Raw genomic sequence first — 20,113 nt, 5'->3', positions numbered from 1 at the left:
GTCGTACCCCTCGGGCAGACTTGGCGCGTAATAAGGGATGATCGCGGCAGTCGCGCCGAGGGGGAAGCAAGTCATGAGCCAGGACGGCGCACACGGCGCTCAGGGGCGCTACGCGGGCGGTTCGGTCGCCGGCGGGCGGTACCAGCTGCGCGACCTGCTCGGCGAGGGCGGCATGGCGTCGGTGTACCTGGCGTACGACACCGCGCTGGACCGTCAAGTCGCGATCAAGACATTGCACACCGAGCTCGGCCGCGAGCAGTCCTTCCGCGAGCGGTTCCGGCGCGAGGCGCAGGCCGTCGCCAAGCTCCAGCACACCAACATCGTCTCGGTCTTCGACACCGGCGAGGACGAGCTCGGCGGCGCGCTGATGCCGTACATCGTCATGGAGTACGTGGAGGGGCAGCCGCTCGGCTCCGTGCTCCAGTCCGACATCCAGACGCACGGCGCGATGCCCGCCGACAAGGCGCTGAAGGTCACCAACGACGTGCTGGCCGCGCTGGACACCAGCCACGAGATGGGCCTGGTGCACCGCGACATCAAGCCGGGCAACGTCATGGTGACCAAGCGCGGCGTCGTGAAGGTCATGGACTTCGGCATCGCCCGCGCCATGCAGTCGGGGGTCACGTCGATGACCCAGACCGGCATGGTCGTCGGCACCCCGCAGTACCTCTCCCCCGAGCAGGCCCTGGGCCGCGGCGTGGACGCCCGCTCCGACCTGTACTCGGTCGGCATCATGCTGTTCCAGCTGCTGACCGGGCGCATCCCCTTCGACGCGGACTCCCCGCTGGCCATCGCGTACGCGCACGTCCAGGAGGAGCCGGTCGCGCCCTCCAGCATCAACCGCTCGGTCACCCCGGCGATCGACGCGCTGGTCGCCCGCGCGCTCAAGAAGAACCCGAACGAACGTTTCCCCAGCGCTGCCGCGATGCAGGACGAGATAGCCCGGGTGCTCGCCGCGGGCGGCGCCGCGGGCGCGCCGGTGATCGTCGCGGGCGGCGGCGCTCCGGTGAGCAGCGGCTCGGGCGTCGGCTCGGCGGTCTTCCCGCCGCTCGACCAGTCCGGCGCGGGGGCGCAGGGCGTCCAGACGCCGTACCAGCCGGGGCCCTACCAGTCGGGGCCGTACGGACCGGCCACCCCGGCACCGGCCCCGACGCCGGCGCCCTCGTACGGCTACCCGCAGTCGGTCCCGTCGTACCAGGCGCAGTCCCCGGTGCCGCACCAGACCCCGCCGCCGTACGGGATGTCCCCGCAGCCCCAGGCCTCGCAGACGCCGGCCAACAGGGGCGGGGGCGGCTCCAGGCAGCGGATGCCGCTGGCCATGCGCGTGGCCATCGGCGTGATCGCGGTCGCGCTGGTCGGGACCGGCGGGTTCATCGCGGTGCAGTCGCTGGGCAACGACGACGAGGGCGGCTCGGACACGGACAAGACCCCGGTCGCGGGCGAGCACCGGCCGCCGGAGCGCAACCGGACCATGGACACCGAGGACTGCACGGACGCGTCCGAGAACATGGACGACCCGGAGAAGGTCGACGCCCCGAAGTTCATGTACAAGGACTTCCTCTCCGCCAAGGCGTGCGCCGACAAGGCCGGCTGGACGATCAAGAAGATCAAGGTGCCGGGGAACGCGTACGCGGAGGACCAGATCATCGACCAGTTCCCGTCGGCCGGCACCGCCGTGGACAAGGTCGGCGCCCACTTCGAGCTGCGCGTCGCCACGGGGGACCCGGCCTGAGCGCGGGGTGAGCCCGGGGGGTCGGGGCCTGAGGGTCGGGGCGTCGGGCTCGGACTGTCGGGCTCGGGCTGTCGGGCTCCCGGCCCGGGGCGTCGGCCCGAGTGGCGTAGTACGAGGATTCCGGAGATGCCGGACATATCGGCACATGTGACGCTGGCGCCATGTCTCCGGGACTTCTTCTTTCACGGCCCACGCAGTGCCTGGTCTGCCTGGTACTGACGGCGGGTGCCGCACTGGGGGGCGCCGCCGGTGAGGCGAGGGCCGGGCAGGGGGCGCCCGGGGGGCCAGTGGGGCCGCCCAACTCCTCGATGGCTCCGCCCGCGCACGCCCCGGCCGGAACACACGCACCGCCCTCCGGTGGCCCGGGGGGAGCGGCCGCACCTTCGGCCGGGCCCGTCATGTCCGCGCCACTGCCCCCCTCGGCCTCCTTCGCCCCGTCCATCCCATCCGCCCCGGCCACCTCCTTGGCCCCTTGGGTCCCTTCGGCCTCTTCGGCTCCGGTTTCCGGGGCGCCCGCCGCCGCTCCGGCACCGGGCCCACCGTCCCGCACGCCGGATTCGGCGAGCGCCGAGGCGTCCCCCACGGACGCACAGACCCCGCTGGCCGGCCAGGAGGCGGGGGTGGGGAGACCGCGGCCCGGGCGACAGCTCTCGCCGGAGGAACTCGCGCACGCGGACGGCCTGCTGGACCAGTCCATGCCCCCGTCCCCGGCGGACGCCGCGGGCACACCGCCCGCCGCCGACGCGCTCCCCGGCACCGAACCCCACCCCGAGCAGGCCCTGAACCCCGCGACCGTGCACCAGGTGAAGCAGCTGTCCCTGGGCGGAGGGGTCGCGCTGATCGGGCTGGGCCTGGGCTTCTTCGCGTACCGGATGCGCCGCGCCGACTGAACCGGGAGGCGGGGAGCTTGCACCGATGAGCATACTCGGTATACATACTGAGTATGTCGATCCGCCACGGGCTGCTTGCCCTCCTGGAACGGGGGCCTCGCTACGGCTCCCAGCTCCGTACCGAATTCGAGTCCCGCACCGGCTCCACCTGGCCGCTCAACGTCGGGCAGGTCTACACGACGCTGGGCCGGCTGGAGCGCGACGGCCTGGTCGTCCAGGACGACGAGGACGACCAGGGACACGCCCTCTACGCGATCACCGGCACCGGACGCACCGAGCTGCGGAGCTGGTTCGAGACACCGGTCGACCGCAGCAGCCCGCCCCGCGACGAGCTGGCCATCAAGCTGGCCATGGCGGTCGGCGTGCCCGGTGTCGACATCCGCGCCGTCATCCAGTCCCAGCGCCACCACACCCTGAAGGCGATGCAGGACTACACCCGCCTCAAGGCCCGGTCGCTCGGCGAGGTGCCCGCCGACCGCGACGAGGTCGCCTGGCTGCTCGTACTGGACCAGCTGATCTTCCAGGCGGAGGCCGAGGCGCGCTGGCTCGACCACTGCGAGACCCGGCTCGTCCGCTTCGCCGAGGCCGCCGCCAGGGAACCGGAACCCGGTGCCCGGACACCCGGTGCCCGTACACCCGGTGCCCGTACGTCCGGAGCCCCTGCGCGCGGCCGGGCCGTGCCCCGCACGTGACGCGTCCCGGCGCTCCGTAGCGCCGTACGCCTCGCCACTCACCCGCTTTCCGTTCCTTGGGGGGAACCGCTCACCATGTCCTCGCACGCCCCGACCCAGGCCGCGACACCCGCCGGGCCGCCGCCACCGGCCGACGAACCGGTGCTCGAACTCCGGGCGCTCACACGCGTCCACGGCTCCGGCCCCGCCGAGGTGCACGCGCTGCGCGGCGTCGACCTCCGCGTCCACGCCGGGGAACTCGTCGCCGTGATGGGCCCCTCGGGCTCCGGCAAGTCGACGCTGCTGACCCTCGCGGGCGGCCTCGACACCGCGACCAGCGGCCAGGTCGTCATCGAGGGCCGGGACATCGCCGCCCTCGGCCGCAAGGGCGTCGCGGCCCTGCGCCGCCGCAGCGTCGGCTACGTCTTCCAGGACTACAACCTCATCCCCGCCCTCACCGCAGCCGAGAACATCGCCCTGCCGCGCGAGCTCGACGGCGTCCCCGTGCGCAAGGCCCGCAAGGAGGCACGGGCGGCACTGGAGGAAATGCGGCTGCTGGAGATCGCCGACCGGTTCCCGGACGAGATGTCCGGCGGGCAGCAGCAGCGCGTCGCGATCGCCCGTGCGCTGGTGGGGGACCGGCGGCTGGTGCTCGCCGACGAGCCGACCGGGGCCCTCGACTCCGAGACCGGCGAGGCGGTGCTCGCGCTGCTCCGCAACCGCTGCGACCGCGGCGCGGCCGGGGTGATGGTGACGCACGAGCCCCGGTACGCGGCCTGGGCCGACCGGGTCGTGTTCCTGCGGGACGGCGTGATCGTCGACCAGTCGCGGAGCACCGGCGCCGAATCGCTGCTGAGCGCCGGAGCCGCTGGGACTGCTGGGGCCGCTGGGGTCGCTGAGTGAACGCCTTCTCGGGCTGGCGCGCGGCCCTCCGTATGGCCCGGCGCGACGCCCTGCGCGCCAAGGGCCGCAGCGCGCTGGTGGTCGCGATGATCGCCCTGCCGGTACTGGGCGTCACCGCGCTCGACGTGACGTACCGCAGCTCGGAGCCGACCACGGCCGAACAGCTGACGGCGGAGATGGGCGCCGCCGACGCCCTCTTCAGCGACCAGCAGACCGGCGGCGCCATCGAGCAGCTGCCGGACGGCACCGCGTACGAGCGGGTCGAGGAGAGCCCCTCGGAGTCGGAGCCGAGGTCCGACTCCGGGCCGCATACGGAGCTGAATTCGGATTCGGATTCGGATTCGGAGCTGCCCGTGGACATCGGAGCCACGTTCCCCAGGGGCTCGCGCGCGATCAGCGTCGAGTCCGTCCCCGCGGACGTCACCACGAAGTACGGCGTCACCAGCACCGACATCCGCGAGGTCCGGACCTCGGACGCGCTGGTCCGCGGCCTGATCGACCTCGTACGCGGCGAATACCCGCACGGCGGGGACGAAGTCGCGGCCACCGAGCCGTTCCTGAGCGCGACCGGGCTGGACATCGGCTCGACCACCACCGTGCGCAACTCCGGCCGGACGTACCGGATCACCGGCGTCGTCGAGGAACCGGCCGCGCTGCGGAACCAGGCGCTGTACGCCGACCCCGGAGCGGTCATCGCCCCCTGGCAGGCCGTGGCCGCGCACGACAAGAAGGTGCTGCCACCGAACACGACCCCCAGGGACTGGCTGGTCAAGGGCCCCGAAGGGGTGGGGGTGACCTGGCCCGACATCAGGCGGGCCAATGAGTCGGGCGTCCTCGTCAAGTCCCGCCAGGTCGTGCTCGACCCGCCGCCGGACTCCGAGGTCCCGCTGGCCCGGAAGGGCTGGACACCGTACGGCGCCGACGCCGGGGAGCTGGGCGTCGCGCTCGTCACCGTGCCGGCCATGGCGGTGCTGGAGATCGTGCTGCTCGCCGGGCCCGCCTTCGCGGTCGGCGCGCGCCGCTCCCGCCGTCAGCTCGGCCTCCTCGGCACCTGCGGCGGGGACCGGCGCCATGTCCGGGCCGTGGTGCTCGGCGGCGGTCTCGTGCTCGGCGGGATCGGGGCGGTGGCCGGTGTGGCGGCCGGGCTCGGGCTCACCGCCGTGTTCCGCCCGATGATCGAGGAGTGGGCCGGACGCCGCTTCGTCTCCCTCGATCTGCGGCCGGCGGAACTGCTGGGCATCGCGGCGCTCGGTCTGATCACCGGTCTTCTCGCGGCGTTCGCACCGGCCGTCGCCGCCGGCCGGCGCCCCGTACTCGAATCGCTGACCGGCCGACGCGGCGTCCGCCGCTCCTCCCGGGTCCTGCCGATGCTGGGCTGCTGCGTCCTGGTCCTCGGCGTCGCCGTCGCCGTCCTCGGCGGCACCGGCGGCAACGCCCTGCTGATCGTGGGCGGCTCGGTGACCGCCGAACTCGGGCTGCTCGCCTGCATCCCGGTGCTCGTCGGCCTCCTCGGCCGGCTCGGCCGCAGGCTGCCGCTCTCGCCCCGGATGGCGCTGCGCGACGCCGCCCGCAACCGGGGCCGTACAGCTCCGGCGGTCGCGGCCGTGATGGCGGCGGTCGCGGGGTCGGTGGCCGTCGCGACGTACATGTCCAGCTCCGTGGCCGAGAAGGAGTTCGACTACGTCCCCACGATGACGGAGGGCACCGTCGTGCTCTCCGCCGCCTTCTCCGTCGAGGCCGACATCGCCGAACGGCTCCCGCAGGCCCGGGCCGCCGTCGAACGGAACCTGGCCGTCACCGGCGAACGCGCCGACTACCGGCGGGTCTGGGCGGGCAGCGACTGCAATGTCTACGGCGGCGAGGAAGCCGACTGCGGCTCGTTGCGGCTGGTCCTGCCCACCGGGAAGGGCCACACCTGCCCGCTCTCCGGCAAGGGCGCCGGGAAGCTCGCCGCCCGCCTCTCCGCCGACGAGCACAAGGAACTGATGCGGTCCCCGGCCTGCCTCGCCGTCGGTTCACCGGCGGCGATGTTCGACTCGGGCTCCACCGGCATCCTCGTCGGGGACCGGACCCTGCTCGACGTCCACGCGAAGCTCGACGACCCCGCCGCCGCCGAGGCCCTCGCGGCGGGCACCCCGGTCCTGCTCAACGAGGCGTACGCGAAGAACGGCGAGGTCACCATCGAGGCCGTGCACCGCTACAGCGCCAAGGACGTCAAGAACCGGGACCGGCACCCGGGCAGGCCCCGGACCACCACGGACCGGATCAAGGTGTACGTGGCGCCCGCGAAGTACGCGGCCACGCCCGGCACGACCCTGATCATGCCGCAGCGCGCCGCGGACCGGCTCGGCCTGCACACCGCCCCCGCCGGAAGCGTGTACACCGCCGTCCACCCGCCGACGAACGCCGAGAACCAGCGGACGCGTGCGGCGCTCGACCAGACGGGCGGCGGCATCTGGTTCCGGGCCGAGTCGGGCCCCTCCGGCAGGGAGGACACCGCGCTGCTGATCCTCACGCTGTTCGCCGGGGTGGTGACCCTGGGGGCGGCGGCGATCGCCACGGGGCTCGCGAAGGCCGACGCGGAGGCCGACCTCGGCACGCTCAGCGCGGTGGGCGCACCGCCGGGTGTACGGCGCCGGCTGTCCGGCCTCCAGTGCCTCGTGGTGGCGCTCACGGGGGTGGTGCTCGGCACGGTGGCGGGCCTGGTGCCCGCGGTGGCGCTGCGGCTCGTCGATCTGCGCGACGCGATGGCGGCGATGCGCCAGTTCCCCATGGAGTCGGCGTACACACCGATCGCACTGCCCTGGGGCACCCTCGGCGTGATCGTCGTGGTGGTTCCGCTGCTGGCCGGACTGCTCGCCGCGGCGCTCACCCGCTCGCGCGTCGCACCGGCCCGACGGACCGGATGACGGACCGGATGACGGACCGGTTGACGGAGCGGATGACGGACCGGATGGCGGAGCGCGATGGTGGATCAGCCGTTTGCGGGGGCACCACAGTGTCGTACAGCAGGTGTGCGAGACAATGACGCCATGGAGATGCCGAGGAATGAACGGTCGCAGGAGCACCCCCAAGTCCTCGTGGTGGGGCAGGACGGCATGGCGATCGGCGGCGGCGGTGGCACTGACGACGAATCGCGTGAGGTCCCGGTGACGGAGATGGTCGAACAGCCCGCGAAGGTCATGCGCATCGGCAGCATGATCAAACAGCTCCTCGAAGAGGTCAGGGCGGCTCCTCTCGACGAGGCGAGCCGGGTCAGGCTGAAGGAGATCCACGCCGGTTCCGTGAAGGAGCTGGAGGACGGCCTCGCTCCGGAGCTGGTGGAGGAGCTGGAGCGGCTCTCCCTGCCGTTCACCGACGACTCGGTGCCCTCCGAGGCGGAACTGCGGATCGCGCAGGCCCAGTTGGTGGGCTGGCTGGAGGGCCTCTTCCACGGCATCCAGACGACCCTGTTCGCCCAGCAGATGGCGGCCCGGGCCCAGCTGGAGCAGATGCGCCGCGCCCTCCCGCCGGGCAGCATCCACGAGGAGGACGGCAGCGACCCCGACCCGCACGGGCCGGTCCGCACGGGCCCGTATCTCTGACCTCCGACCGAACCTCGCACAAAGCCCGGCACACCTGGTCCACGACCGGTGCGCCGGGCTTTCGCACGTATCCGGGCTGCGAAGCCACGCAGGCGCGAAGCCACCCAGGCACGTAGGCGCGACGCCACGCAGGCACGAAGCCACGCAGGCACGACGCGCTGCGCGGCGCCCGGCAGCGCGTCGCGGCTGCGCGAACGCCGACAGCCCGCCGTAACCACACAGCGCCCGCCCGCGCCACGCCTCAGCCACCCCACGCCCAGCAGCGCGTCCTGGCCGCACGGCGCCCCGGCCCACGGCTCGCAGCCGCACAGCGCCCGCCCCCGCAGCACGTCATCGCCGCCATCGCCGCGCGGGCGACCGTCAGCGCGGCGGTACCTGGAGCAGGACCTTCCCGATGTGCGCACTGGACTCCAGCACCCGATGCGCCTCGGCGGCGTCCGGCATCGGCACCGTACGGTCCACGACCGGCCGTACGACGCCGTCCGCGATCAGCGGCCAGACGTGCTCGCGCACCGCGGCGACGATGGCGGCCTTCTCGGCGAGCGGGCGGCCGCGCAGCGAGGTCGCGGTGACGGCCGCCCGCTTGTTCAGCAGGGCGCCCAGGTTCAGCTCGCCCTTGACGCCTCCCTGGAGACCGATGACGGCCAGCCTGCCGTTCACGGCGAGCGCCTGCACGTTCCGGTCCAGGTACTTCGCGCCGACGATGTCGAGAATGACGTCCGCCCCGGCCCCGTCGGTCGCCCGGCGGACTTCCTCGACGAAGTCCTGCTGCCGGTAGTCGATGAGGACGTCGGCCCCCAGCTCGGCGCAGCGCGCCAGTTTCTCGGGCCCCCCGGCGGTGACCGCGACCCGCGCGCCCACGGCCTTGGCGAGCTGGATCGCCATCGTGCCGATGCCGCTGGACCCGCCGTGCACCAGCAGCGTCTCGCCGGGACGCAGATGGGCCACCATGAAGACGTTGGACCAGACCGTGGCCGTCACCTCGGGCAGCGCCGCCGCCAGGGCCGGTTCGACACCGTCCGGCACCGGGAGCAGCTGCCCGGTGGGCACGGCCACCTTCTCCGCGTATCCGCCGCCCGCGAGCAGCGCGCACACCTCGTCGCCGACCGCCCACCCGGTGACGCCGGGGCCGACCGCCGAGATGCGCCCCGCGCACTCCAGTCCGGGATACGGGGACGCGCCGGGCGGCGGGTTGTAGAGCCCCTGCCGCTGCAACACGTCCGCGCGGTTGACCGCGCTGGCGGCCACATCGACGAGGACCTCGCCCTCACCGGCCACCGGATCGGGCACCTCGGCCCAGACGAGCGCCTCGGGGCCACCGGGTTCAGGGATCGTGATCGCATACATGGCGGCGAGGCTACTCCGTACCCCCACGAAGTCCCCGAAACCCGTGAAGCCGCTAAGTCCCCGAAACCCGTGAAGTACTCGAAACCCGTGAGGCGACGAAGCCGTCGGCGGCCGAGTCAGTCGAGCGGGCGCGGTCCGACCTTGGGCAGCTGCTCTGGCGGCGTGTCGTTCGAGACCCGGACGATGGTGATCAGCCGGTCCGTCAACTGGAGCGGGCTGGCCGCGGGATCGTCGTAACCCAGCAGCCGGTGCCCGCGCAGCACGCTGACCACGAGGTCGTCGGTCTCCCGGACGCTCTTGCCCACCTCGGCCTTTATCACCGGCCGTTCGACGAGATCGAGCCCGCTGCCCTGCTGGATCAGGTCCTCCATCACCGTGCCCGCGCTCGGGCTGAGCACGGACAGACCCAGCAGCCGGCCCGCCGCGCTGGCACTGGTGATCACCGCGTCGGCGCCCGACTGCCGGAGCAGCGGGGCGTTCTCCTCCTCGCGGACCGCCGCGACGATCTTCGCGCCGCGGTTGAGCTGCCGGGCCGTCAGCGCCACCAGCACCGCCGTGTCGTCGCGCTGCGTGGCGATGATGATCTGGCGCGCCTTCTGGAGCTCGGCCCGCAGAAGCACCTCGCTGCGTGTCGCGTCGCCGACCACGCCGACGAATCCCTCGGCGTTGGCGATCTCGATCACCTTGGTCGCCGGGTCGACGACGACGATCTGTTCCTTCTTCAGGCCGGTGGCACGCAGGGTCTGGATGGCCGAGCGGCCCTTCGTACCGAAGCCGACGACGACGGTGTGCTCGCGCAAGTTGGTTCTCCAACGCTTCAGCCGGAAATCCTCCCGGGTCCGTTCCGTGAGGACCTCGAGGGTGGTGCCGACCAGGATGATCAGGAAGAGCACCCGCAGTGGTGTCACGAGCACCACGTTGGTGAGCCGGGCGCCGTCCCCGTACGGGGTGATGTCGCCGTAGCCGGTGGTGGAGAGGGTGACCGTGGCGTAGTACACCGCGTCCAGCAGGTCGACCTTGTCGTCGGCGGCATCGTGGTAACCGCCCCGGTCCAGCCAGACGATCAGCACCGTGGCGGCCAGGACCAGAAGCGCCATCAGCAGCCGCTTGGCCACCTGCCGCGCCGGTCCGTCGACCACCCTGCGCGGAAGCAGCACCCGAGTGGGTACGACATGTTCGTCCGCACGCCTGGCCATCGCATCGTGGCCGGGAAGTTTCACGTGAAACACCCTTCCGTCCACGGCAGCGCCGAGGCCCACGGGAGATCGAGGATCTCCACTTCGGTGCCGGACCGTACCCCGCCCGGCGGTACGACGGCCAGTCCATCGGCCGCGGCGATGCCACGAAGCATCGCTGGACCGTTGTAACGCAGCGGTACGACGCACTCGTCACCGCCCCCGGTTCCGCCCCTGGCTCCGGCGTCCGTTTCCAGGCCGCCCGTGTGGTGGGCGACGGGTACCAGACGGGTGTCGTGCGGGTGTCCCTGTACGTCCTCGCTGACGGGAATCCGGTACGGCGGTTCCGGTGCCCGGCCCGCCAGCCCGCGCAGCAGGGGCTCGGCGAGGGTGAGCAGCCCGGAGACGGCGGCCAGGGGGTTACCAGGCAGCCCGACGACGTACCTGTCCCGGTCGCCGTCCCCGCCCCGTTCTCCACGCCCGGCCGCGGCCCGGTCCGCCGCGTCCCTCCTTCCGAGCCGGGCCAGCAGCATCGGATGGCCGGGCCGGACCGCGACCCCGTCCACCAGCAGCACGGCACCGACCTCGGCGAGGACAAGGTGAACATGGTCGACGGGCCCCGCGGCCGTACCGCCCGTGGTGATCACCAGATCGGCGTCGGACGTGGTCAGGGCGTGACGCAGAGCGGCCGCGTCGTCCCCGAGGTGCAGCGGGGCCGACACCTCGGCCCCCAGGGCGCGCAGCCAGGGGCCGATCATCGGGCCGAGCGCGTCGCGGATCAGCCCGTCGTGCGGCAGGCCGCCGGTCAGCAGCTCGTCGCCGAGCACGAGCACGTCGACGCGTGGGCGCGGCACCATCGCGAGCGTGTCGTACCCGGCCGCGGCCGCCAGGCCGAGAACGGCGGGCGTCATCAGCGCTCCGGCGGGCATCAGCAGGTCGCCCGAGCGGCATTCCTGGCCCCTGGGCCTGATGTCCTGACCTGGCAGCACCCGGCGCTCCGCGTGGAGCGGGCCCGTGGTCCCGTCGACGCGGGCGTGTTCGCTGCGGATCACGGCGGTGGCGTCGGGCGGGATGCGGGCGCCCGTGGCGATCCGTACGGCGGACCCGTCGGGCAGCTCGGGGACGGTTCCTTTTCCGGCGAGGATGCCCACACCGCCGCCCCCGGTCCGGCCCTCGTGCCCGGCCCCGTCCCTGCCCCCGGCCTCCTGGATCTGCCACGGCCCCGGCCCGGAGACGGCCCACCCGTCCATCGCGGAGGTGTCGAAGGACGGCAGGTCGGTGAGCGCGACCAGCGGCTCGGCGAGGACCTGCCCGAGTGTCCGGTCGAGCGGAACCCGGACGGACCGGGCCCCTGCGGCACGCCCCGTCCGAGCGGCAAGCGCACGGGCCTCCGGCCAGGAGCCCGCCCTCCGCCCCTGCGGCTGTCCGGTGCCAGGGGGCCGTCGGCCCATGGGGCGGTGCTCGTCGGACGGGCTGCCGGCGACCAGCGCGAGGGCCTGTTCCACGGCCCGCTCCACCTCGGACGCCCGCGATCCGGGGTCCGAACCCGCGTCGGCAGCGGAGAACGAGCCGCCGCCCGAGGGCGTACCGGCCGCACCGCCGGGGCCGGTCACCGCTTCTCGTTCTCGTCCGCCCAGCGAAGGGCGAGTGCGGCGGCCTTCCGGGCGGCCTCGGCCACCGCCGTGGCACCGTCACCGCCCTCGCCCGCTGCCTCACCGGCGGCCTTGGCCGCCGCGTACCCGACCAGGAAGGTCGTCAGCGGCGCGGCGGGCCGGGCCACACCGTGAGCGGCGTCCCTGGCCAGGTCGAGCAGGACGTCGGTGTCGACGTCGAGTTCGATACCGAGTTCGTTCTTGACTGCGGTGATCCATTCATCCAGCACGGCCCCATGCTCTCTGATGCGGGCCCGGGCCACCGCAATGTCCTCCCAGGTGTCGCAGTCGAAAGAGGCGAGGGGGTCGAGCTCCACCCGGGCAAGGTCCATTTCGCTCGTCAACAGACGCAGGGGAAGCCCGGACAGACCGCCGTGCTCGGCGGCGAGCAGCGCGAGTTCGCGACGGAGCGGCTCGGCACGGTAGACCGCGACGAGCGGCTGGTCCCGGCCCTGCCGATCCACGCACAGGGCCCCCTCCCACCGCTCCTCCCGTACGGCCGACAGCAGCGCCCCGACCGTGCCCGGCCCGAGGAACGGCAGGTCGGCGGAGAGCACCAGGAACCGGTCGGCCGTGGTCCGCCGGACCCCGGCGTCGAGTGCGGCCAACGGGCCACCGCCCCGGGGTTCTTCGTACGCCCAGGTCACCGGCCGCACTGTGGGCCGGCGCCCGCCCACCACCACGGTCGTCGAGGCGTCGGCGCAGGCCGCGAGAACCCGGTCGAGCAGCGCACGGCCACCGACCCGGATCCCGGGCTTGTCGGCACCGCCGAGCCGCTTGGCGGCCCCTCCGGCCAAGACGATGGCGTCATACGCGGTCATGCCTCCGAGTATGCGGGCCGCGGGCCCAGCGGTTCCTCCCGGTCTCCCGGTCTCCCGGTCTCCCGGTCTCCCGGTCTCCCGGAAGAAGGGGCCCACGGCCGCACACGGCCGCACACGGCCGCACAGCGTCGCCCACAACCGTCCACGCCGCTCCCCGGCCACGGCCACGGCCACGGCCACGGCTACAACGTGCGCAGCAGCACCGCCGGTTGCTCCACACAGTCGGCTATGTAGCGCAGGAAGCCGCCCGCCGTACCGCCGTCGCAGACCCGGTGGTCGAAGGTCAGCGAGAGCTGGACCACCTGACGCACCGCCAGCTCCCCCCGGTGCACCCAGGGCTTGGGCACGATCCGGCCGACGCCCAGCATCGCCGCCTCCGGGTGGTTGATGATCGGGGTCGACCCGTCGACGCCGAACACCCCGTAGTTGTTCAGCGTGAACGTGCCGCCGGTCAGCTCGGCCGGAGTCAGCCGCCCGGCCCGCGCCGCCTCGGTCAACCGGGCGATCTCCGCGCCGATCGACTCGACGTTCCTGGCGTGCGCGTCCCGTACGACGGGGACGACCAGCCCGCGCTCGGTCTGCGCCGCGAACCCGAGGTGGACCTGCGGCAGGCGCACGATCTCCCGCGCCTCCAGGTCCACCGTGGAGTTGAGCTCGGGGAACCGGGCCAGCGCGGCGGTGCAGATACGGGCCAGCAGAGCCAGCACCGACACCTTGGGCCCCGCGGCCGAACCACCCGCGCCGTTCATGGCCGCCCGTGCCGCCATCAGCTCGGTGGCATCGGCGTCGACCCAGCAGGTGGCGTCGGGGATCTCCCGTCGGCTGCGCGCCAGCTTGTCGGCGACCGCCCCCCGCACACCGCGCAACGCGATCCGCTGCGCCTCCTGCCCGGCCCCCGCCGCGACGACCCGCACCGGAGCGGTCCCGGCCGCCGGGGCAGCGCCCACCGGGGCCGCGGCCACCGAAGGAACCGCCGCGGAAGCCGCCGCCCGCTCGCCCCGCGTCCTGATCGCCGCTTCGACATCGGCGCGCAGGATCAGCCCGTCCGGACCCGAACCCGCCAGCTCCCGCAGATCCAGCTCATGCTGCCGGGCGAGCTTCCGCACCAACGGCGAGACAACCGCCACCGGCCCTGGCGCCGAGCCCGGCACCGGCGCTTCCACCACATCCGGCGCAGCAGCGGGAACCGGCTCCGCAGCCGGGGCTCCAGCCCCCCGTACGGAAGCAGACGCCACCGTCACCGCAGTGGGACGGACCCGCCGGCGCCGCGCCACCGGAGCACCCGTCCCGTACCCGACCAGCACGTTCCCGGACGTCTCCGCCCCGGTCCCGGCCCCCGCCCCGCCCTCGGCAAGAGGGCCGGCACCGGCACCATCCTCGGCGGACGGCACCGCGTCCTCTCCCACCGCGACCGTCAGCAGCGGCGCCCCGACCGGGAGTTCCGAGCCCTCCTCGCCGAACCGCGCGGTCACCACACCCCCGTACGGGCACGGCACCTCCACCATCGCCTTGGCCGTCTCGACCTCGACGACCGGCTGATCGATGGCGACGACATCGCCCACCTCCACCAGCCAGCGCACGATCTCCGCCTCGGTGAGCCCCTCGCCGAGGTCCGGCAGCTTGAATTCGCACACCTGGGCCATCAGCTCTGCGCCTCCCACTGCAAGCGGGCGACCGCGTCCAGCACCCGGTCCACGCCCGGAAGATGGTGCTTCTCCTGCATCGGCGGCGGGTACGGGATGTCGAACCCGGCGACCCGCAGCACCGGCGCCTCCAGGTGGTGGAAGCAGCGCTCCGTGACCCGGGCCGCGATCTCACCGCCCGGCCCGCCGAAGGCGGAGGACTCGTGCACGACGACCGCACGCCCCGTACGCCGCACGGAGGCCGCGACGGTCTCGTCGTCGAAGGGCACCAGCGAGCGCAGGTCCACGACCTCCAGGTCCCAGCCCTCCTCGACGGCCGCTTCCGCCGCCTCCATGCAGACCGGCAACGACGGACCGTACGTGATCAGCGTGGCGCTGCGCCCCTGCCTGCGGACCACGGCCCGGCCGATCGGCTCCACGGACGCCGGCGCCTCGGGCGACCAGTCCGCCTTCGCCCAGTAGAGCCGCTTCGGCTCCAGGAACACCACGGGGTCGTCGGACGCGATCGAGGCCCTCAGCAGCCCGTACGCGTCCTCGACCGTGGCCGGGGTGACGACGTGGAGGCCGGGCGTCGCCATGTAGTACGCCTCCGAGGAGTCGCTGTGGTGCTCGACCCCGCCGATCCCGCCGCCGTACGGCACCCGGATCGTGATCGGCAGCGGCATGGCACCGGCCGTCCGGTTCCGCATCTTCGCCACATGGCTCACCAGCTGCTCGAACGACGGGTAGGCGAAGGCGTCGAACTGCATCTCCACCACGGGACGCAGCCCGTACATCGCCATGCCCACGGCCGCCCCGAGAATGCCCGACTCGGCCAGCGGGGTGTCCGTGCACCGGTCCTCGCCGAACTCCTTCGCCAGGCCGTCGGTGATCCGGAAGACCCCGCCGAGCGTGCCGACGTCCTCACCGAGGACGTGCACCGCCGGGTCCTCGGCCATCGAGTCGCGCAGCGCCCGCCCGAGCGCCTGCGCCATCGTGGCGGGCCTGGCCTTGGTCGTCCGCTGCCCGGCCGTCACCGCTGCGGTGGTCATCGCCCCTCCTCCACATCGTCCTGGCCGGCTTCCAGTTCGGCCCGCAACAGGTCCGCCTGCTCACGGAGCTGGCTGGTCCGCTCCGCGTAGACATGGGCGAACAGATCCATCGGCTCCAGCACCGGATCGGCGTTCATCCGCTCGCGCAACGCCGCCGCCATCCGCTCGGCGGCCGCGCGCGCCTCCTCGATCCCGTCGTCGCCGAGCAGCCCCCGCCCGGTCAGCTCCCGCTCCAGCAACCGGATCGGGTCGTGCGCCCGCCACACCTCCACCTCGCTGTCCGCGCGGTATCGCGTGGCGTCGTCGGCGTTCGTATGGGCATCCATGCGGTAGGTCAACGCCTCCACCAGCGTCGGCCCGCCGCCGCTGCGGGCCCGCGCCACCGCCTCGGCAAGAACCTGGTGGACCGCGGCGGCGTCGTTCCCGTCGACCAGCCGCCCCGGCATCCCGTACCCCACGGCCTTGTGCGCCAAGGACGGGGCGGCGGTCTGCTTCGCCAGCGGCACGGAGATCGCGAAGCCGTTGTTCTGTACGAGGAAGACGACCGGAGCGCGCCAGACGGCCGCGAAATTCAGGGCCTCGTGGAAATCGCCCTCGCTGGTCCCGCCGTCCCCGACCATGGCGAGCGCCACCACGTCGTCGCCCTTCAGACGCGCCGCGTGCGCCAGCCCGACGGCATGCGGCAGCTGCGTGGCGAGCGGGGTGCAGAGCGGTGCGACGCGGTGCTCACGCGGGTCGTAACCGGTGTGCCGGTCACCTCGCAGCAGGGTCAGCGCCTCGACCGGGTCCAGCCCGCGCGCCACCGCCGCGAGGGTGTCCCGGTAGCTGGGAAAGAGCCAGTCCCGCTCCTCCAGCACCAGCGCGGCCGCTATCTCGCAGGCCTCCTGCCCGGTGCTCGACGGGTAGACGGCGAGCCGGCCCTGCTTGGTGAGGGCGGTGGCCTGCGCGTTGTACCTCCGGCCGCGGACCAGTTCCGCGTAGAGCCGCAGCAGCAGCTCCGGATCGGCGTCGGCCGCGGCGTCCGTACCGAGCACGCGGTACGGCTCGGGGTCCGGGAGCAGCGGCGCGGGATCGGTGAGCGGCTTCCAGGCCGGGGGCGGCGTGGGCCGGTACGCGGCCGCGCCGGGCAGCTCTTGGACCGTCATGACAAGCACCTCCTGGCATCGAGGGGTTTCGAGCGGCGTCTGTCGGCATCAGGGGATCGTCCGATGCCGAGGGGTGTCGAAAAGCATCGAAATGTCGAGCGCTGTCCGAGGCGCGGCTGTGGCCTGCCTCACCTACCGATTGTTCGGTCGTGAAGGCATTTTGGCTACAGGCACCTCCAGCCTGTGGACAAACGGTTCTCCACAGCCTGGGATAGAGGCAGGTCGTCCAGGGCAGGGAGGCGGGGGCACATGTCAGCTGAACAAATGGCCGACGGGGGCAGCACCTCGGGCCCGATTCCGCCCGCGCGCCCGCTCGACGCCATCGACCGCGACATCCTGCGGCTGCTCCAGACGGATGGCCGTGCCTCGATACGGTCGGTGGCCGACCGCGTCCATGTCTCCCGGGCCAACGCCTACGCCCGGATCAACCGGCTCATCGACGACGGGGTGATCCGCGGCTTCGGCGCGCGCGTGGACCACGAGCGGGCCGGGCAGGGGGCGTCCGCGTACATCACCCTCAAGATCGTCCAGAACTCCTGGCGCACGGTGCGCGAGGAGCTCCAGGCACTTCCGGGGGCCACGCACATCGCGCTGGTCAGCGGCGATTTCGACGTACTGCTGCTGGTGCACACCCCGGACAACAGAACACTGCGCGAACTGGTCCTGACGAAGATCCAGGCCATCCCGGAGGTGCTCTCCACCCGAACGATCCTGGTGTTCGAGGAGACGGACCTGATCCCCGGCCCGGCCCGGCCCGCCGAGCTCGACTGAAAGCCGACCCGAGAACGACTGAAACCCGGGCCCCGCCCGGCTGAGAACCGATCCGCAGCTGCCCGGGAACCGCCCCACACCTGGCCGAAGGCCGACCCACCCACCGGCCTTCCGGCCGCCGGCCCGCCCGGCGGCTTCAGCGGCTGGCCCGCATCCCTTCGAAGGCCACCCGCACGAGCGTGTCCGCCACCAGTTCGCCGTCGACCCCGCCGTCGGGCAGCGGCCGGTACCACTCCACCAGCGAGTTGACCATGCCGAAGAGCAGCCGCGTCACCAGTCGTATGTCCACGTCGGAGCGGAGGTCGCCGTCCGCGACGGCGGCCTTGAGCAGATCGGCCACCCGCTGGTCGAACTCGCGGCGCCGCTCCATGGCCCAGCGCTCCGTCTTCGTGTTGCCCCGCACCCGCAACAGCAGCGTGACGTAGGGCAGTTCGGATATCAGCACCTCGACGGTACGGCGGGTGACGTACTCGACCCGCTCGATCGCCCGCCCCTGCACGGCCCCCGGTTCGCCGAGAATCGCGAAGAGGCCGTCGATCGCCCGGCTGACCGCCCGGCGCAGGAGCTCTTCCTTGCCCGCGACATGGTGGTAGATGGACGACTTGGAGATCCCCGCCGCCCGGGACAGATGTTCCATGGACGTGCCGTCGTAGCCGCGCTCGTTGAAAACACGGACGGCAACGGTGAGCAGGGTCTCCGGGGTGTACGTGTCCCGCTTGGCCGTGGTCATGTCCGCGATCCTCCCCTACGAGTTGTCCACAGGTTTGGTGGGCCCCCTTGTCCCGACCGATCGTTCGGTTACTCTAACTCTGTCCGCCCGTTCCTGCCCAGCTCGACGAGGAGTTGGTCCGTCATGGCCGCCGAGCTCTCCCCGCACCTGCTCTCCGAGAAGCACCGCCCCACGCTCGACCAGGCCCTCGACGCGATCCGTACGCGCGGCTACTGGTCCCCGCATCCCGAACATCCGAAGGCCTACGGAGAGGGCGGCGCGCCCGGCAGTCTGAGCGCCGCCGAGGGCAAGGCCGCGTTCGACGCCGTGCTGAACACCCGGATCGACCTCGGCCAGCCCGGCACCGACGGCTGGGCGGGCAGTGAGGTCTCCCCGTACGGACCGGCGCTCGGCGTCGAGTATCCCCACGCCGACGCGGACATCCTTCTTCCCGCGATGCGAGCGGCCATGCCCGCCTGGCGGGCCGCGGGCCCCGAGACCAGGGCACTGGTCTGCCTGGAGATCCTCGCCCGGATCAACGCGCGGACGCACGAATTCGCCCACGCCGTGATGCACACCAGCGGCCAGGCCTTCCTGATGGCGTTCCAGGCCGGCGGCCCGCACGCCCAGGACCGCGGCCTGGAGGCGGTGGCGTACGCGTACGAGGAGCAGACCCGCACCCCGCGCGGCGTCGACTGGTCCAAGCCGCAGGGCAAGCGCGACCCACTGCAACTGCGGAAGGCATTCACCGCGGCACCACGCGGCATCGCGCTCCTGATCGGCTGCAACACCTTCCCCACGTGGAACGGCTACCCGGGCCTCTTCGCCTCCCTGGCGACCGGCAACCCCGTCCTGGTCAAGCCGCACCCGCGCGCGGTGCTTCCGCTCGCGCTCACCGTGCGTGTGGCCCGCGAGGTGCTCGCCGAGGCGGGCTTCGATCCCAACCTGGTCGCCCTGGCCGCCGAACGGCCCGGCGAAGGCATCGCGAAGTCCCTGGCACTCCGCCCGGAAGTCAGGATCATCGACTACACCGGTTCCACCGCCTTCGGTGACTGGCTGGAGGACCACGCCCGCCAGGCCCAGGTCTACACGGAGAAGGCCGGCGTCAACACGATCGTCGTCGACTCCACGGACGACTACCGGGGCATGCTCTCCAACCTGGCGTTCTCCCTCTCCCTGTACAGCGGCCAGATGTGCACGACCCCGCAGAACCTGCTGATTCCCCGGGACGGCATCACCACCGACACCGGCGACAGGACGTACGACGAGGTGGTCACCGACATCGCCGCGGCGGTCACCGGCCTGCTGGGCGACGACGCCCGGGCGAACGCGCTCCTGGGCGCCCTGGTCAACCCCGATGTGAAGGCCCGCCTGGAAGCGGCCCCCGAGCTGGGCGAGGTGGCCCTGGCCTCCCGCGAGGTGACCAACCCCGAGTTCCCCGACGCCGTGGTCCGCACCCCCGTCGTCATCAAGCTGGACGCCACCAAGCCCGACGACGAGAAGCACTACCTGTCGGAGTGCTTCGGTCCGGTCGCCTTCGCGGTCGCGGTCGACTCCACGGCCGACGCGATCGAGCTGCTGCGCCGCACGGTCCGCGATCGGGGCGCGATGACGGTCGGCGCGTACACCACCTCACCGGAGGTGGAGCGCGCGGTGGAGGACGTCTGCCTGGACGAGTCGGCCCAGCTGTCGCTGAACCTGACCGGCGGGGTGTACGTCAACCAGACCGCGGCCTTCTCCGACTTCCACGGCTCGGGCGGAAACCCGGCGGCGAATGCCGCCCTGTGCGACGGAGCCTTCGTCTCCAACCGCTTCCGCATGGTGGAGGTCCGCCGCCAGGCCTGACCACACCGGGCGAGCACCCCAAAGGGGCATGGCCGACCGGAATCGGCCACGCCCCTCCCTTCCCTATGGCACCGAGTCCCGGGGGGCGGGCGGGGGGGGGGGGGGCGGGGGGCGAGCCCCCCCCCCCGCGGGCCCCCCGCCGGGGGGGGATAAAAAAAAAAAAGCCCCCCCACAACCCCAGGGGGAGGGGGTGC

The 20,113-nt window shown here is 72.9% G+C and carries 16 protein-coding genes; 8 read left to right on the top strand and 8 right to left on the bottom strand.

All coding sequences use genetic code 11. The annotated features are described in order from the left end of the window. Positions 1 to 73 precede the first annotated feature (73 nt). The 6 genes from ACFCV8_RS01830 to ACFCV8_RS01805 all read left to right on the top strand — a co-directional run bounded on the left by ACFCV8_RS01830 (position 74) and on the right by ACFCV8_RS01805 (position 7,780). A complete protein-coding gene (locus tag ACFCV8_RS01830) occupies positions 74 to 1,732 on the top strand; it encodes a protein kinase (RefSeq protein WP_376683259.1) in 1,659 nt (552 codons plus the stop codon). 620 nt (positions 1,733 to 2,352) lie between these two features. Continuing rightward, complete coding sequence (locus tag ACFCV8_RS01825; RefSeq protein WP_376683258.1) at positions 2,353 to 2,622, top strand: hypothetical protein; 270 nt, start codon at positions 2,353 to 2,355, stop codon at positions 2,620 to 2,622. Positions 2,623 to 2,675: 53 nt separating this feature from the next. Then, a complete protein-coding gene (locus ACFCV8_RS01820; RefSeq protein ID WP_376683257.1) occupies positions 2,676 to 3,314 on the top strand; it encodes a PadR family transcriptional regulator in 639 nt (212 codons plus the stop codon). Between the two features lie 75 nt (positions 3,315 to 3,389). After that, positions 3,390 to 4,196, top strand: a complete 807-nt coding sequence (locus tag ACFCV8_RS01815; RefSeq protein WP_376683256.1) for an ABC transporter ATP-binding protein — start codon at positions 3,390 to 3,392, stop codon at positions 4,194 to 4,196. Continuing rightward, positions 4,193 to 7,105: an FtsX-like permease family protein gene (locus ACFCV8_RS01810; RefSeq protein ID WP_376683255.1), complete on the top strand. Its 2,913-nt coding sequence runs from the start codon at positions 4,193 to 4,195 to the stop codon at positions 7,103 to 7,105. Before ACFCV8_RS01815 ends, ACFCV8_RS01810 begins: the two co-directional genes overlap by 4 nt. Positions 7,106 to 7,228: 123 nt before the next feature. Further along, a complete protein-coding gene (locus tag ACFCV8_RS01805) occupies positions 7,229 to 7,780 on the top strand; it encodes a bacterial proteasome activator family protein (protein WP_376683254.1) in 552 nt (183 codons plus the stop codon). A gap of 360 nt (positions 7,781 to 8,140) precedes the next feature. Here the strand turns inward: ACFCV8_RS01805 and ACFCV8_RS01800 are convergent, their stop codons facing one another. The 7 genes from ACFCV8_RS01800 to pdhA all read right to left on the bottom strand — a co-directional run bounded on the left by ACFCV8_RS01800 (position 8,141) and on the right by pdhA (position 16,594). After that, positions 8,141 to 9,127, bottom strand: coding sequence for an NAD(P)H-quinone oxidoreductase (locus ACFCV8_RS01800; protein ID WP_376683253.1), 987 nt, complete (start codon positions 9,125 to 9,127; stop codon positions 8,141 to 8,143). A 116-nt stretch (positions 9,128 to 9,243) separates the two neighbouring features. Beyond that, positions 9,244 to 10,386: a potassium channel family protein gene (locus ACFCV8_RS01795; protein ID WP_376683252.1), complete on the bottom strand. Its 1,143-nt coding sequence runs from the start codon at positions 10,384 to 10,386 to the stop codon at positions 9,244 to 9,246. Then, positions 10,344 to 11,915: a molybdopterin molybdotransferase MoeA gene (locus tag ACFCV8_RS01790; protein WP_376683251.1), complete on the bottom strand. Its 1,572-nt coding sequence runs from the start codon at positions 11,913 to 11,915 to the stop codon at positions 10,344 to 10,346. Before ACFCV8_RS01790 ends, ACFCV8_RS01795 begins: the two co-directional genes overlap by 43 nt. Further along, the gene (locus ACFCV8_RS01785; RefSeq protein ID WP_376683250.1) at positions 11,912 to 12,775 is read right to left on the bottom strand and encodes an NTP transferase domain-containing protein; all 864 of its coding nucleotides are present in this window, start codon (positions 12,773 to 12,775) and stop codon (positions 11,912 to 11,914) included. Before ACFCV8_RS01785 ends, ACFCV8_RS01790 begins: the two co-directional genes overlap by 4 nt. A gap of 182 nt (positions 12,776 to 12,957) precedes the next feature. After that, entirely contained in the window at positions 12,958 to 14,418 is a 1,461-nt protein-coding gene (locus ACFCV8_RS01780) for a dihydrolipoamide acetyltransferase family protein (protein ID WP_376683249.1), read from the bottom strand. Next, positions 14,418 to 15,449 carry an alpha-ketoacid dehydrogenase subunit beta gene (locus ACFCV8_RS01775; RefSeq protein WP_376683248.1) on the bottom strand — a complete coding sequence of 344 codons (1,032 nt, stop codon included), beginning with the start codon at positions 15,447 to 15,449 and terminating at the stop codon, positions 14,418 to 14,420. Before ACFCV8_RS01775 ends, ACFCV8_RS01780 begins: the two co-directional genes overlap by 1 nt. After that, positions 15,446 to 16,594 (bottom strand): pyruvate dehydrogenase (acetyl-transferring) E1 component subunit alpha, encoded by a 1,149-nt coding sequence (gene pdhA, locus ACFCV8_RS01770; RefSeq protein ID WP_376683247.1) that lies wholly within the window; start codon positions 16,592 to 16,594, stop codon positions 15,446 to 15,448. The genes ACFCV8_RS01775 and pdhA overlap by 4 nt, the downstream gene beginning before the upstream one ends. 249 nt (positions 16,595 to 16,843) lie before the next feature. Here pdhA and ACFCV8_RS01765 point away from each other — a divergent pair, with 249 nt between their 5' ends. Continuing rightward, positions 16,844 to 17,365 (top strand): Lrp/AsnC family transcriptional regulator, encoded by a 522-nt coding sequence (locus tag ACFCV8_RS01765; RefSeq protein WP_376683246.1) that lies wholly within the window; start codon positions 16,844 to 16,846, stop codon positions 17,363 to 17,365. Between the two features lie 136 nt (positions 17,366 to 17,501). On the opposite strand, the gene ACFCV8_RS01760 is transcribed toward ACFCV8_RS01765, so the two are convergent. Then, entirely contained in the window at positions 17,502 to 18,095 is a 594-nt protein-coding gene (locus ACFCV8_RS01760; RefSeq protein WP_376683245.1) for a TetR/AcrR family transcriptional regulator, read from the bottom strand. Positions 18,096 to 18,218: 123 nt separating this feature from the next. On the opposite strand from ACFCV8_RS01760, the gene paaN reads away from it, so the two are divergent. Then, positions 18,219 to 19,919 (top strand): phenylacetic acid degradation protein PaaN, encoded by a 1,701-nt coding sequence (paaN, locus tag ACFCV8_RS01755; protein ID WP_376683244.1) that lies wholly within the window; start codon positions 18,219 to 18,221, stop codon positions 19,917 to 19,919. The last annotated feature ends 194 nt before the right edge of the window (positions 19,920 to 20,113 follow it).

This window comes from Streptomyces sp. NPDC056347 (assembly GCF_042262625.1).
Taxonomy (GTDB): domain Bacteria; phylum Actinomycetota; class Actinomycetes; order Streptomycetales; family Streptomycetaceae; genus Streptomyces.
This window is presented reverse-complemented; position numbering and strand designations above follow the sequence as displayed.

Excerpts from the sequence above, each read along its gene's own strand:
- ACFCV8_RS01830 (WP_376683259.1), top strand. The coding sequence starts at position 74 with ATGAGCCAGGACGGCGCACACGGCGCTCAGGGGCGCTACGCGGGCGGT.
- ACFCV8_RS01820 (WP_376683257.1), top strand. The coding sequence starts at position 2,676 with ATGTCGATCCGCCACGGGCTGCTTGCCCTCCTGGAACGGGGGCCTCGC.
- ACFCV8_RS01815 (WP_376683256.1), top strand. The coding sequence starts at position 3,390 with ATGTCCTCGCACGCCCCGACCCAGGCCGCGACACCCGCCGGGCCGCCG.
- ACFCV8_RS01805 (WP_376683254.1), top strand. The coding sequence starts at position 7,229 with ATGGAGATGCCGAGGAATGAACGGTCGCAGGAGCACCCCCAAGTCCTC.
- ACFCV8_RS01800 (WP_376683253.1), bottom strand. The coding sequence starts at position 9,127 with ATGTATGCGATCACGATCCCTGAACCCGGTGGCCCCGAGGCGCTCGTC.
- ACFCV8_RS01785 (WP_376683250.1), bottom strand. The coding sequence starts at position 12,775 with ATGACCGCGTATGACGCCATCGTCTTGGCCGGAGGGGCCGCCAAGCGG.
- ACFCV8_RS01780 (WP_376683249.1), bottom strand. The coding sequence starts at position 14,418 with ATGGCCCAGGTGTGCGAATTCAAGCTGCCGGACCTCGGCGAGGGGCTC.
- ACFCV8_RS01775 (WP_376683248.1), bottom strand. The coding sequence starts at position 15,449 with ATGACCACCGCAGCGGTGACGGCCGGGCAGCGGACGACCAAGGCCAGG.
- pdhA (WP_376683247.1), bottom strand. The coding sequence starts at position 16,594 with ATGACGGTCCAAGAGCTGCCCGGCGCGGCCGCGTACCGGCCCACGCCG.
- ACFCV8_RS01765 (WP_376683246.1), top strand. The coding sequence starts at position 16,844 with ATGTCAGCTGAACAAATGGCCGACGGGGGCAGCACCTCGGGCCCGATT.
- ACFCV8_RS01760 (WP_376683245.1), bottom strand. The coding sequence starts at position 18,095 with ATGACCACGGCCAAGCGGGACACGTACACCCCGGAGACCCTGCTCACC.
- paaN (WP_376683244.1), top strand. The coding sequence starts at position 18,219 with ATGGCCGCCGAGCTCTCCCCGCACCTGCTCTCCGAGAAGCACCGCCCC.